This is a genomic window from Burkholderia sp. 22PA0099 (genome assembly GCF_047497165.1).
GTDB lineage: Bacteria > Pseudomonadota > Gammaproteobacteria > Burkholderiales > Burkholderiaceae > Burkholderia.
Window position 1 is genome coordinate 96,691 of record NZ_CP163165.1, and the last position, 13,294, is coordinate 109,984.

At 70.4% G+C, this 13,294-nt stretch carries 12 protein-coding genes; 7 read left to right on the top strand and 5 right to left on the bottom strand.

Translation table 11 applies throughout. The features are described from left to right. The first annotated feature begins 5 nt into the window (after window positions 1-5). From AB4851_RS15695 to AB4851_RS15720, 6 genes are all read left to right on the top strand, one after another. Entirely contained in the window at window positions 6-227 is a 222-nt protein-coding gene (locus AB4851_RS15695; protein ID WP_414443584.1) for an acyl carrier protein, read from the top strand. 2 nt (window positions 228-229) lie between these two features. Further along, window positions 230-1,291 (top strand): ketoacyl-ACP synthase III, encoded by a 1,062-nt coding sequence (locus AB4851_RS15700; RefSeq protein WP_414450578.1) that lies wholly within the window; start codon window positions 230-232, stop codon window positions 1,289-1,291. Beyond that, window positions 1,288-2,052 carry an SDR family NAD(P)-dependent oxidoreductase gene (locus AB4851_RS15705; RefSeq protein WP_414450579.1) on the top strand — a complete coding sequence of 255 codons (765 nt, stop codon included), beginning with the start codon at window positions 1,288-1,290 and terminating at the stop codon, window positions 2,050-2,052. Before AB4851_RS15700 ends, AB4851_RS15705 begins: the two co-directional genes overlap by 4 nt. A 14-nt stretch (window positions 2,053-2,066) precedes the next feature. Next, entirely contained in the window at window positions 2,067-2,756 is a 690-nt protein-coding gene (locus AB4851_RS15710; RefSeq protein ID WP_414450580.1) for an acetyltransferase, read from the top strand. A gap of 1 nt (window position 2,757) precedes the next feature. Then, a complete protein-coding gene (locus AB4851_RS15715; RefSeq protein WP_414450581.1) occupies window positions 2,758-3,822 on the top strand; it encodes an aromatic ring-hydroxylating oxygenase subunit alpha in 1,065 nt (354 codons plus the stop codon). A 269-nt stretch (window positions 3,823-4,091) separates the two neighbouring features. Next, window positions 4,092-4,715, top strand: a complete 624-nt coding sequence (locus AB4851_RS15720; RefSeq protein WP_414450582.1) for a LysE family translocator — start codon at window positions 4,092-4,094, stop codon at window positions 4,713-4,715. Between the two features lie 310 nt (window positions 4,716-5,025). Here the strand turns inward: AB4851_RS15720 and AB4851_RS15725 are convergent, their stop codons facing one another. Beyond that, complete coding sequence (locus tag AB4851_RS15725; RefSeq protein WP_414450583.1) at window positions 5,026-6,801, bottom strand: acid phosphatase; 1,776 nt, start codon at window positions 6,799-6,801, stop codon at window positions 5,026-5,028. A 219-nt stretch (window positions 6,802-7,020) separates the two neighbouring features. Here AB4851_RS15725 and AB4851_RS15730 point away from each other — a divergent pair, with 219 nt between their 5' ends. Further along, on the top strand, window positions 7,021-8,457 hold the full coding sequence (locus AB4851_RS15730; RefSeq protein ID WP_414450584.1) for a class I SAM-dependent methyltransferase: 1,437 nt from the start codon (window positions 7,021-7,023) through the stop codon (window positions 8,455-8,457). Between the two features lie 57 nt (window positions 8,458-8,514). Here the strand turns inward: AB4851_RS15730 and AB4851_RS15735 are convergent, their stop codons facing one another. The 4 genes from AB4851_RS15735 to AB4851_RS15750 form a co-directional block, all read right to left on the bottom strand. Continuing rightward, complete coding sequence (locus AB4851_RS15735; protein ID WP_414450585.1) at window positions 8,515-9,540, bottom strand: hypothetical protein; 1,026 nt, start codon at window positions 9,538-9,540, stop codon at window positions 8,515-8,517. Next, window positions 9,537-9,950 carry a type II secretion system protein gene (locus AB4851_RS15740; RefSeq protein ID WP_414450586.1) on the bottom strand — a complete coding sequence of 138 codons (414 nt, stop codon included), beginning with the start codon at window positions 9,948-9,950 and terminating at the stop codon, window positions 9,537-9,539. Before AB4851_RS15740 ends, AB4851_RS15735 begins: the two co-directional genes overlap by 4 nt. 5 nt (window positions 9,951-9,955) lie before the next feature. Beyond that, window positions 9,956-10,444 carry a type II secretion system protein gene (locus AB4851_RS15745; RefSeq protein ID WP_414451867.1) on the bottom strand — a complete coding sequence of 163 codons (489 nt, stop codon included), beginning with the start codon at window positions 10,442-10,444 and terminating at the stop codon, window positions 9,956-9,958. Window positions 10,445-10,734: 290 nt separating this feature from the next. Beyond that, window positions 10,735-13,272, bottom strand: coding sequence for a secretin N-terminal domain-containing protein (locus AB4851_RS15750; RefSeq protein WP_414450587.1), 2,538 nt, complete (start codon window positions 13,270-13,272; stop codon window positions 10,735-10,737). Between the last annotated feature and the right edge of the window lie 22 nt (window positions 13,273-13,294).

Consider the following 13,294-nt stretch of genomic DNA (forward strand, 5'->3'; position numbering starts at 1 on the left):
AAGCAATGAACGCATTCTACGAAGGACTCGCGGAAGTCTTCGAAATCGACACCGCCGAGGTGTCGCCCGCCCTGGTGCTCGCCGAACACAACTGGGATTCGCTCGCGATCGTCTCGACCATCGCGCTGGCCGACGATTGCTTCGGCGTGCTGTTGAGCGGCCAGGCGCTCGGCGAGTGCAAGACGGTCGCCGACATCGACGCGCTCGTCGCCGCGCAAAAGGGCTGAACTTGAACGCGCCGCTCGCCCCGATCGGCCGGGAACTGCGCGCAGGCGGCGTCCGCCTGGCCGGCGTGGTGTCGTGCCTGCCCGCGCAGGAAGTGCCGAACACGGTGTTCGTCGAGCGCTTCGGCGAGGCGGCGGTGCGCGACGTGGTCAAGATGATCGGCGTCGAAAGCCGCCGCCGCGCGGCCGAGCACCAGACCGCCGGCGACCTGTGCCGGGCGGCCGGCGCGCATCTGTTGCAGGGGCTGGGCTGGCGCGGCGAGGACGTCGACGCGGTGCTGTTCGTCTCGCAGACGCCCGACTACCGCCTGCCCGGCACCGCCTTCGTGCTGCAGGCCGCGCTGGGGCTGCCGGCCGCGTCCATCGCGCTCGACATCAACCTCGGCTGCTCGGCCTATCCGCAGGCGCTGTGGCTCGGCATGAACCTGATCCGCAGCGGCGCGGCGCGCCGCGTGCTGCTGGCGGTGGGCGACACCATCAGCAAGCTGGTCGATCCCGAGGACCGCGCCACCGCGCTGCTGTTCGGCGACGCGGGCACCGTCACCGCGCTCGAAGCCGACGACACCGCCCCCGACGCGCATTTCGTGATCGGCTCGGACGGCGGCGGCGTGCCGAACCTGATCGTGCCGGCCGGCGGCTGCCGCCCAGCGCCAAGCGACGACGCGCGCCTGGCGGGCCGCTCGCTCGCGCACCTGTACATGGACGGCGGCGAGATCTTCAATTTCACGCTCAAGCGAATTCCGCCGCTGGTGGCGCGCACGCTCGAACTCTCGGGCCACGGCGTGGACGGCCACGACGCCTTCCTGTTCCACCAGGCGAACCTGTTCATGCTGAAGCACCTCGCGAAGAAGGCCGGGCTGCCGGCCGATCGCGTGCCCCTCAACCTGAACGCCTACGGCAACACGAGCTGCGCCTCGATCCCGCTGCTGATGACCACCGACCTGCGCGAGGCGCTCGCCACGCGCGAGATGCGGCTGGCGATGTTCGGCTTCGGCGTCGGCTACTCGTGGGCCTCGGCCTCGCTCGTGACGGGGCCGCTCGCCGTCGTCGACACCATCGAACTATGACTGCCTTCTCCGATCGCTGCCTGGCCGGCGGCACCTATCTCGTCACCGGCGCGTCGTCGGGCCTGGGCCGCGCCACGGCCGTCGCGATCGCCGCCGCGGGCGGCCGCGTGATCGCCGGCGGGCGCGACGCCGAACGGCTCGCCGCCACGCTCGCCGCCTTGGCCGGCGACGGCCACGCGGCCGACGCGCGCGCGCTCGACGACGCCGACGCCACCGCCGACTGGGTCGCGCAACTGGCCGAGCAGCACGGCGGCTTGACGGGCGTGTTCCATGCGGCCGGCACCGAACTGATCCGCCCGGCGCGCATGACGAAGCAGGCGCAGCTCGACGAGACCTTCGGCGGCAGCCTGTTCGCCGCGTTCGGCATCGCCCGCGCCGCCGCGAAGAAGGGCGTGCTGGCCGACGGCGGCTCGCTGGTGTTGATGTCGTCGGTGGCCGCCTCGACGGGGCAGGTCGGCATGACCGCCTATTCGGCGGCCAAGGCCGGCGTCGAGGGCCTGGTGCGCTCGCTCGCCTGCGAGCTGGCGCCGCGCCGGATTCGCGTCAACGCGATCGCCGCGGGCGCGGTGCGCACCGCGATGCACGAGCGCCTCACGCGCGGCAGCCCCGACGAGGCCGTAGCCGCCTACGAGGCCAGCCATCTGCTCGGCTTCGGCGAACCGGACGACGTGGCGCAGGCCGCGCTGTTCCTGCTGTCGGAGGCGAGCCGCTGGATCACCGGCACCGCGCTCGCCGTCGACGGCGGCTACCGCGTGCGCTGAGTGAGGGCAAGCCGATGAATGCATCGCTCACCGCCGCGCAGGCCGCCCCGCTCGCCCTGGCCGCCGCACCGGACGCCACCCGCCTGATCGTCGCCGGCGGCGGCGCGTTCGCGCGAGAACTGATCAACTGGGCCGACGACGTGGCCGACGCCGGGCTCGGCCCGCGCGTGACCGGCTTTCTCGACGCCAGCGCCGATGCGCTGGCCAACTTCGGCTACGACCTGCCCTGGCTCGGCGACATCGACGCCTACCAGCCCGCCGACGGCGACGCCGTGCTGATCGGGATCGGCGATCCGCAGGGCAAGGCCAGCGTGGTCGCGCGGCTGGCCGCGCGCGGCGCGCGCTTCGCCTCGCTGCGCCATCCGAGCGCCGTGGTGGCGCGCCGCGCCACGCTCGGCATCGGCGTGGTGATCTGCCCGCACGCCGTGCTGTCGGCCGATTGCCGCGTGGGCGATTTCGTCGCCATCAACATCCTGTCGAGCGTCGGCCACGACGTCGTGCTCGGCGCGTATTCCACGCTCAGCGCGCACGTCGACCTGACCGGCCACGTGGTGGTGGGCGAGCGCGTGTTCTTCGGCTCGGGCGCGCGCGTGCTGCCGCGCGTGACGGTGGGCCACGACGCGCGGATCGGCGCGGGCGCGGTGGTGATGCGCAAGGTGCCCGACGGCGCGACCCTGTACGCGGCCCCGGCCAAGAAGCTCTGAGATGGATTTCGATCTAGAACTGGTCGCGCGGCACTGGCACCTGGTGGCGCACCGGCGCGAGCTGCCGGCCGACGGCGATTTCGTGCGCTTCGACTGCGCGGCCGGCGAAATCGTGGTGTTCAACGACGGCGGCGATTACGTCGCGTTCGACAACCGCTGCCCGCATCGCGGCGCGCGCATGTACCTCGACGACGGCGGCAACCAGCCGGCCACCTGCGCCTATCACGGCTGGACCTATCGTCACGGGCAGTTGATCGTGCCCGAACGCGAGCGCTTCCGGCACTGCCAGATCGAGCGCGCGCAACTGCGCCGCTACGCGCTCGACTGGTGCGGCGATTTCCTGTTCGTCGGAATTCGTCCGGCCACCGACCTGAGCACCCAGCTCGGCGAGTTCGAGCCGCTGGTGGCCGACATCTCGTTCAACATCGACCGCCGTGTGGACCTGAACCGCTACGATTTCCAGTGCTATTGGCCGCTGGCGGTGGAAAACGCGCTGGAGCCGTATCACATCGGCGCGGTGCATCCGGGCTCGCTCGGCACGCTCGCGCTCGAAGATGGCGAGAACCGCTACGACGGCGCGAATTCGGCCTGGTACGCGCCGCTCGGCGCCTCGCGCCAGCGCAACCAGCTCGCCAAGCTGCGCCGGCTGTTCGCGATCGATTTTCAGTACGAGGGCTACCTGAGCCTGTACCTGTTCCCGTTCACGATGATTTCGTCGACCTACGGCTACTCGTATTCGCTCCAGCACTTCCTGCCGCCCGGCGGCGACGCGAACGTCACGCGCTTCACGAGCCGGCTCTACGCGGTGCCCACCACGGGCGCGTCGGCCGATGCGATCGTCGAGCCGTTCCTCGCCTCCACGGCGCGGCTGAACCGCCAGGTGTTCGACGAGGATCATGCGATCTGCCAACGGATGCCGCGCGACGCGTGGCAGATGGCGCCGCTGGCGTTCCCGGCCGATACCGAGGCGAAGATCGACCATTTCCGCGCGTCGTGCCGCGCGTTCGATGCGGCGCTGCGGCCTGGGGTGGCGGTGGCCGTGACGGCGGCGGCCTCGGCGGCCTGAAGGGTCGGGGCGGACTGCGTTCCGGGTGGCGCGATGGACGCGATGGCCAGTGTTTCGGACTGCGTTTCGGGCTGCGCGATGGGGCCGGAAAGCGGCCCGACTCTCGAGCCCGAAGCGCGGGCCGACGCGCGAGTCGAATCGCCTACCGAACACCCGGTCGAATCGCGAACCGGCCGTCGAACCGAATCGCGACGCCCTCCTCGTCCCGCTTGACAGCCCTGCTCCCGCCGTGGATCACTGAGGCCTCCTCCCTTTCCCGGAACCTCCCGATGAGCCTCGAAACCTGGCTCGCGTTCGCCGGCGCGAGCATCCTGCTGCTGTTGATCCCCGGCCCGACCATCCTGCTCGTGATCGGCGATTCGCTGGCCAACCGCAACCGCTCGTCGTGGAGCACGGTGGCCGGCGTCGCGTCCGGCGACACCACCGCGATGGCCGTCTCGCTGGCCGGCGCGGGCGCGCTGCTGGCCGTCTCCGCCACCGCGTTCACGGTGCTGAAGCTGGCCGGCGGCGCGTATCTGATCTATCTCGGCGTGCGCTCGATCCTGCAGGCGCGCGCGGCCGGCCGCCAGAGCGTGCCGGTCGAACCGAAATCGGCCGGCCGCCGCTTCCTGGCCGCCTATGCGGTGACCGCGCTGAACCCGAAAAGCATCGTGTTCTTCGTCGCGTTCGTGCCGCAGTTCGTCTCGCCACATCAGAGCTTCGCGTCGCAATGCGCGCTGCTGCTGCCAACCTTCGTCTGCCTCGCCGCGCTGAACGCCGCTTGCTATGCGCGGCTCGCGCGCTACGCGGCCTCGCGGCTCACCGGCGCGGATGCGCAGCGCCGTTTCGGCTACGGCGGCGGCGCGGTGCTGATCGGCGCGGGCGCGCTGACGTTGCGGCTGTCGCATCACTGAGCGAGCGGCGCGGCTTGCCGTGGGCCAAACGGCGCGGGCGCGCTGACGTTGCGACTGTCGCATCGCTGAACGAACGACGCGGCTTGCCGTGCGCCAGACGGCGCGGGCGCGCTGACGTTGCGACTGTCGCATCGCTGAACGAGCGGCGCGGCTTGCCGTGCGCCAGACGGCGCGGGCGCGCTGACGTTGCGACTGTCGCATCGCTGAACGAGCGGCGCGGCTTGCCGTGCTTCAAACGACAACGGGCAGCCATCGCGGCTGCCCGTTGTCGTTGCAGCGCGCGTTTCAGCGCGGTGCCCTCACCAGCGCATCACGCCGCCGCGTCCCCGATCGTCAACGCATTGACCAGATCCCCCGGCGGCGTGGCTCCGCGCGCGGCGAACGCGCGGTCGCGGTGCGTCACGCCGTCGAGCGGCGCGAGGCCATGCACGCGGCTGATGAAACGCAGGATCGAATTGGTGTCGTAGAGCGTGTGATCGACATGGCCGCGCCGGGCGAACGGCGAAATCACCAGCGCCGGAATGCGCGAGCCCGGCCCCCAGCGGTCGCCCTGCGGCGGCGCGACCGGGTCCCACCAGCCGCCGTTCTCGTCGTGCGTCATCACGATCACGGTGTTGGCCCATTGCGGGCCGCGGCGGATGTGGTCGATGACGGTCGAGATATGCCGATCGCCCGACTCGACGTCGGCATAGCCCGCATGCATGTTCAGGTTGCCCTGCGGCTTGTAGAACGTGACGGCCGGCAGCTTGCCGGCGTCGATGTCGGCCAGCAGGCGGTTGGTGGACGGATCGTCGCCGAGGCCCGCATCGCGCAGATGGCGGCGGCGCGCCTCGGTGCCGGGCGCGTAGTTCACGAAATAGTTGAACGGCTGATGGTGATGCTGGAAGTCCGGCACCATGCCCGTGTCGCGATGGTCGATCGCGTATTGCCACGCGCCGCTGTACCAGGCCCAGTCGACACCCTTCTCCGACAAACGATCGCCGATCGTCGCGTAGCGCTGCGGCGGCAGCACGCGCGGGTTCGACGGGTCGGCATAGGCCGGATTGCCGTCTTCCGGCGGGCGCACGTTGCTCGGCTGATACGGCGGCGCCATCGTGTTGACGGCGTAGCCGTCGGGCGTGAACAGCCCGTCGTTGACGAACTTCGGCGGGCCGTCGAGCGCCGAGGCCGGCGAATCGCCGGCCACCTTCAGGCGCGTGCCGGTGGGATCGTCGCCCTCCACCACCGAGGCCAGATGCTTGGCCGGGCTGGTGGCGATGTCGGGATAGAACGGCGCCTGCGCCGAAATCAGGAACATGTGGTTCAGCCAGGAGCCGCCGAACGCCGCCATGAAGAAGTTGTCGCACAGCGTGTAGTCGCGCGCGAGCTGCCAGAGCTTCAGCGTGTCGGCCGAGTTGCGGTAATGCCCCATCACCAGGCCGCCCGAATCGGCCCAGGCCGCGAACTGGTTGTTCCTGCCCGCGTTGATCTGCATCTGGTTCTGATAGAAGCGGTGCCAGAGGTCGCGCGTGATCACGCCGTTCGGCAGCGGCTTGCCGTGCGCGTCGGGAATCCGGAACGGCGCGTTCTTCAGGCCCTGAATGTCGCGCTCGGCGATCATGTAGCGCGTGCCGTTCACCTCCTGCGCCTGCGGCACCAGCCCGCCCCAGATCGCGGGCAGCGTGGGCATCGGGGTCTTGCCGTCGCGGTCGAGCTGGGTGGCGCGCGCCGCCGCGACCGACGACAGCGGCGTCTCGACGCCGGGGAAATCGCCGTACAGGTTCGCGAAGCTGCGGTTCTCGGCGTAGATCACCACGATGTGGCGCACCTGCTCGCGCAGCGCGCTGTCCACGCGCAGTTCGGCCTCGGTGCGCGGCGCGGGCGCGGCGGCGCTGTCCTGCGAACGCGTCGTGCAGCCGGCCAGCGCGAGGCTCGCGCCGAACGCGGCGATCCCGCCGAGCGCGCGGCGGCGGTCGGGGTCGGGCGTGCCGGCGGGGCGGTGGGCCGGGTTGGCCGAGTTCGCGGCGGCGCTGGCTTCGCGGCCACCGTCATCGGCAGCGGCGGGGTCGGCCGGCTTGCGGCCGGGGTTCGTTTTCGGATCGGTCACGTCGTCATCCTCCTCGTCGGATTCGGGGCGGGGACGGCTTCGCCCTACGCATCGTCTGCCCGCCGACATGCGGCATCATGACACGGCACAGCCCGGCGATCGTAATGCCGGACGGCCGCCGCGTCGGCAACGGCGTGACGAATTCGGCGCGCGGCCTGCGTGGTAAGCTCGCGCGGCCAGCCGCCGCCGCGGCCCCTTCGCGCCGTGTCGACGAGACTCATGCACGCATCCGATCCCTATTCCGGCTACGTCAGCGACATCACGTTTCCTGACCGTTTTCACCGCGAGCTGTCGCCCGCCTGGCTCAATTACGCGAGCGTGCCGGGCGGCTTTCGCCCGGTCCCGCTGGACCACCCGTTCCGCTACCTCGATCTCGGCTGCGGCTTCGCCTACGCCAGCACGATCCACGCCGCCGCGTTCCCGCACGCCGAATTCCACGTCTGCGACATCAATCCGGCCCATATCGCGATGGCGCGCCGCCGCGCCGAGCGGCTCGGGGTCGGCAACCTGGTGTTCCACGAGGCGAGCTTCGCGGCGCTGCTCGATGCGGGGCTGCCGTCGTTCGACTTCATCGCGATGCACGGCGTGTACAGCTGGGTCGGCGCCGACGTGCGCGAGACGGTGCGGCAACTGGTGGCGCGGCATCTGGCGGAGAACGGGCGCGTGTATCTGAGCTACAACTGCCAGCCCGGCTGGGCCGCCGAGGCGCCGCTGCGCAAGCTGATGCTGGAACTCGCGCAGGCCGCCGAAGGCAACACCGCCGCGCGCACCGGCCGCGCCGTGGCCGACCTGCAGCGGCTCGGCCAGCCCGCGCTGCGCTACTTCCGCGACAACCCGTCGGCCGCCGAGGCGCTGGCCGCGCTCGCGAACGATCCGCACGATTACCTCGCGCACGAATTCCTGAACCGAAGCTGGCAGGTGCACTACTCGGTCGACGTGGCCGACGAGTTCGCGGCGGCGGGCCTGGCGTACGCGGGCAGCGCGACGCTCGCCGACAACTACCCGATGCTGCTGATGGACCGCCCGGCCGCCGACGCGATCGGCGCGCTGCCGAACGCGCGGCTGCGCCATCTGGCCGAGGATTTCGCGGTCAACCGGCGCTTCCGGCGCGACGTGTTCGTGCGCGGCGCACGCACCGCGCAGGCGCCCGGCGACGCGCTGCGGCAACTCGATGCGTTGCCGGTGGGCTGCGTCGGCGATCCGGCGCGGATCGAGGCGCGCGTGACGATTCCGCGCGGGGCGCTGAGTTTCCAGCCCGATTTCGTCGAGGACCTGCGGGCGTTGATGGCGCACGGCGCGATGCCGATCGGAGAGATCGTCGCGCGGCTCGGCGGCGGGGCCACGCGAAATGCGGGCGAGTTGCGGCAGAACCTGCTGTTCATGGTGGCGGGCGGTGCGTTGACGCCGTTCGCGCAGGCCGGTGGAGCCGACCACGCGGGTGCGCGGCGCGCAGCGAGCCCGGTGGTGACCGAGGCACTGGCGTCGGCCTCGGCATGGCGCGACGGCGAGACGCCGGTGTTCGTACCGAGCGCGGCGCTGGGCAGCGGGGTGGCGGTGGGCGTCGATGAGGCGAAGCAGGCGCGGGCCTGGCTGGCCGGAGAAGCGGTGGCGCGACCGGATCGGTTGGCGAGGTTGGGGGTGGTGAGCGGTGGGTGAGCCTGGATGAGCGGCGGTGGAGCCGTGAGTGAACGGTGGGGAGCGGCGGTGGAGCGATCAGCGGCCGGCCGAACCATCCCCGGACGAAAATCCGCCATTCGCGGAGCCGCTTTCGCCGGACATGCTGCTGCCGTTGGAAAATCCGCCGTTGCTCGAAAATCCGCTGCCGCCAGAAAAGCCACCGTTGCTTGAAAAGCCGCTGCCGCCCGAAAATCCGCCGTTGCTCGAAAATCCGCTGCCGCTAGGAAAACCACCGTTGTTGGAAAAGCCACTGCCGCTAGAAAAGCCGCCGTTGCTCGAAAACCCGCCGCCGCCAGAAAAACCGCCGTCGTTCGAGAACCCACCGCCGCCAGAAAACCCACTGCCGTTCGAGAACCCGCCACCGCCCGCAAATCCCGCACCGTTGGCGATACCGCCATCGTCGTCGCCGAACGGATCGTCCGCGTCCTTCCCCACCAGGCTCGACGCAGGCTGCCCATTCACCGTCACGCCTCCACCAACCGGCACCGGCACGGCCCCGCCGCCCGGCCCCACCGCCCCGCCCAACGTGCCGGCCGGCAGGTTCGCCCGTTCCGGCGAATTCGCGACGAACACCCACCGCGTATAGCGGCGCTGGTTCTCGAAGCCGGCGAACTCCTTCGGAAACTGCTTGATCTGGATCGGCCGCGCGCGCGACGCGCTGTGGATGCCGACGATGCCCTGCCCATCCGGCGAGCGGATCAGCACCCAGTCGGCCTTGCCCGTCAGCGGATCGGCGTAGATGCGGCGCAGGTGCCGCGTGGGGTTCGGAAAGCGCGGGTCGTGCAGCAGATCCTCCAGCGTGCTCGGCGCGCGCGGCAGGCCGGCCGGCGTGCTGTCGGCGTAACTGAGCAGCGCGCGCTGGAACGCGTCGCCGACATCGAGCAGCGCGCGTTCGGCCATGCGCCGCTGATACAGCGCGCCGATCTGGATCGTGGCGGCGGCCGCCACGGCGATGATCGCGATGCCGATCAGCAACGCGATAAACGCAAAGCCGCGCTGCCCGGCGCGTGGAACGCGGCGGCGAATGCGGGCGAGTGCGCGGCGGCGTCCGGTCGCCGTCATAAGGAATCGAACGGCCGCCCGTCCTGCGTGGCGCCCTGCGCGCCGCTCTTGAGGTCGTAGACCTTGCCGGGGAACTGCTCCTCGGGCGCGATGATCTGCCAGGTGGTCGCGCTGTCGGCCACCGGATCGAACGGCAGCGCGCGCAGGTAGTGCTTGTCGACGAGTTCCTGCAGCGAATCCGGGTAGCGCCCCGCGTCGCCGTAGAACGCATCGATCGCGTCGCGCGTCGCGTGCAGGTTCTCGGCGAGGATCTTCTCCTTCGACGAATCGATCGAATGGAAATACTGCGGCAGCGCGATCGTCAGCATCAGCGCGATGATCGACAGCACCAGCAGCAGCTCGATCAGCGTGAAGCCGCGGCCGAGAGGGCGACGCGGCGCACCCGCGCGGCCGATCGGAGGAAGTGTCATCGCCGTCACCAATTGCGGTAGGGAATGCCGTTCAGGCCGACGCCCCGGGACAGCGAATAGACGTCGTAGACGTCGTCGCCTTCCTGCGGATCGTCGGGTTCGCTCGAATAGGCGCGCTTGCCCCAGGTGTCGGCGGCGTCGAGCGCGGCGTCGCGGTTCATCGGATCGCGCGGCAGGCGGCGCAGGAAATAGAGCTTGCGGCCCTTGAGGTCGGTCTGGTCCTTCACGCCCTCCACCAGCACCGACAGCTTCGCCGGATAGCCCGAGCTGCCGCTCTCGACGGGAATCCGGCCGTCCTTGCCGGCCGTCTTGTAGGCATCGAGCGCGGTGCGGATCTGATGCAGCGCGTCGCGCAGTTCCTGCTCGCGCTCGCGCTGGCGCATCACCTGCGCGACGGGCACGGTCATGCTGGCGAGCACGCCGAGGATGGCCAGCGTGACGAGCAACTCGATCAGCGTGAAGCCGGCGGCCCGGCGCGTGGTGGACCGGCGCATGGCGGCGCACTCGCCGTGCGCGCGCCGCGCCGTCGCGAACCAGCGGGACATGCGCCGTGGCTGCGAAAGCTGCGCCGGCAACGGCAACTGCGACGAAGGCCGCGACTGCGATGGGGCCTGCCGCTGCGACGAAGGCCGCGACTGCAATGACGCCTGCGACTGCGACGAAAACCGCGCCTGCGACAAAGCCTGCCGCTGCGACGAAAACCGCGACCGCAACGAAGGCAGAACCTGCGACAAAACCAGCCGCCGCAGCCAAGACCCGACCAACCGCAAAGTCAGCGCCCCCATCATGGCCTCGGATCGATGCCGAGCGTATAAGCCGACGGCGTGGCCAGCGTGATCGGCCCGCCGGTCAGGCCCACGAACGCGCCGGGCTGGACCTTGATCGAGGTCTGCGAGACCGGTGCGAGCGCCTTGAACGTCAGCACCGCGTAGGTGCCGGTCGAGGCGGCGCCCAAGCCGCCCTGCACGGCGTCCGACAACTGCACCTGGCCCGTGCCCACGCGGCTGGAGAAGGTGGTCGGCGTGCCGCCCTGCTTCATGAAATCGCCCTCGCTGACGCCGACGAACTGCAGCTTGGCGGCGTCGAAGCCCACCGTCGTCGACGCGCTCGCCACCGGCTGATCGGCCGACAGCGTCAGCGATACGGTGACCGAATCGCCGGTCTTGACGAGCGGCGGCCCGTCCACCGTCATCTGCGCGGTGCCGACCGTCGGCCCGACGCCCGGCGCGGCCAGCCCGTCGCCCAGCGTGCCCGTGCCATAGCCGCCGCCGTAGCCGCTGCTGCCCGCGCTCGCGCCGTAGGCACTGCCCGCTCCGTTCGCACCGGCCGATGCCCCGGAGTTGCCCGCACCGCCCGCGCCGAAGCGCGAAGCCGCGGCACCTGCCGCCGCGCCGCCCGAACTGACCGCCGGCTGCGCCAGCCCGTTCGACTGGATCATGCTGCGCAGATTCGTTTCGGTGCCCGACGTGAAATACGCCAAATCGGCATCGGGGCGACGAATGTTGCGGATCAGGTGCGGGGTAATCGCCAGCACGATCTCGGTGTTCTTGGCCTGATCGTCGGTCGCGCCGAACAGCCGCCCGAGGATCGGCAACTGGCCGAGGCCGGGCACCTTGTTGCCCGAGGTGCGCTCCTCGTTGTCGATCAGGCCGGCGAGCACGTCGGTCTCGCCGTTCTTCAGTTGCAGCACGGTGCTCGCGGTGCGCGTGCCGATCTGGAACGCGGACGTGCCGGTGCTGCTCTGGATCGAGTTGCCGAGGCTGCTGACCTCCAGCGCGAGCTTGATGCCGACGGTGTCGTCGAGATAGACGGTCGGCTCGACGTTCAGCGTCAAGCCGATGTCGAGATAGTTGACCGACGACGACAGGAAGCCGGTGGAAGTCGCCGTCGACGTGAAGTTCGGCACGCGCTCGCCGATCAGGATCTTGGCCTTCTCGTGGTTGCGCACGCGAATGCGCGGGTTGGTCAGCAGCTTGACGGTGGAATCCTGCACGTTCGCGTTGGCGGTGGCCTGCAGCGACGACAGGCCGAGCGTGCGCACCGTCTGGTGCAGCAGGTCGTTCATGGTCAGTGCCGGCGAATTGACGCCGGAACCGCTGCCGACCACGCTGCTGCCGATGCCGAACGGGTTCAGCGCGGTGGTGGTCGTGGTGGTCTGCCCCGTGACCGGCGCGATCACGCTGCCGAGCGGCAGCGGCGTGACGTTCACCGAGCCGGGCCAGGCCACGCCGAGGTTCAGCTCGTTGTTGTGCTGCACTTCGAGCACCTCCACTTCGAGCATCACTTCCGGCTCGGGCACGTCCTCCAACGACACCAGCCGTTCGGCCATGCGGATCGCGTCGGGCGTGTCGCGCACGATCACCATGTTGAGCTTCTCGTCGGCCACCACGTCGTGGATCTTCAGGATCGTCTTCAGCGTGTTGGCGATGGTCTTCGCCTCGGTGTTCGACAGGAAGAACGTGCGGACCGCCAGCTCCTGGTAATCCTTGATCTTGGCCGCCGTGTTCGGATAGATCAGCACGGTGTTCTCGTCGAGCACCTGCTGCGCGAGGCCGTTGGTGGCCAACACGTAGCGCACGGTCGCGTCGATCGTGCTGTTCTTCAGGAAGATCGTGGTGCGCTGGTCGGTCTTCACGTCGCGGTCGAACAGGAAGTTCATGCCCGAGCTGTGCGAGATCACGTCGAAGATCTGCTTGAGCGGCGCATCGCGGAAGTCGATCTGGATCGGCTTGCGATAGGCCGCCGCAAGCGCGGCCTCGACGCGCGCCGAGCCGGTTTCGCCGGCCAGCCGGCGTTGCAGGTCGAGCGCACGCGGGTTGGTGGGCGCCTCGGTCAGCACCGCATCGAGCAGGCGGCGCGCGTCGTCGGGCTGGTGGCGCAGGAACAGCGCCTCGGCGCGGCTCAACGCGATGTTGAGGCGCGCGTCGGCGTCGAGCCGCGCGATGCCGTCCGCCGCGCGCTCGTTGCCGGCGTTCAGCGCCAGGGCGTGCTGATACGACTTGCGCGCGTCCTCGCGCGAGCCGGCCGCCGCGAGCCGGTCGCCGGCCACCACCAGATCGTCGACGGCCTTCTCGCGCTCGGCCAGCCAGGTCTTGCGGTATTCGGCGTCCTCGGGCTCGGCCTTGGACGCCTCCTTGTACTTGGCGATGCCGGCGTCCACCTTGCCGGACGCGGTCAGCTTCTGACCGTCGTGAAAGGCCTGCTGGGCGGCACACGCACCGAGCAGGACCGACAGCGCGACCACCAGCGCGCCGCGCCGCAGCGCGATCGCGACGGCGTGCGGCGCGCGCGGGCGGATTCGATTCGAAGAAAGCTTGCGCAACGGTTCGTTCCTCATGGCGCGC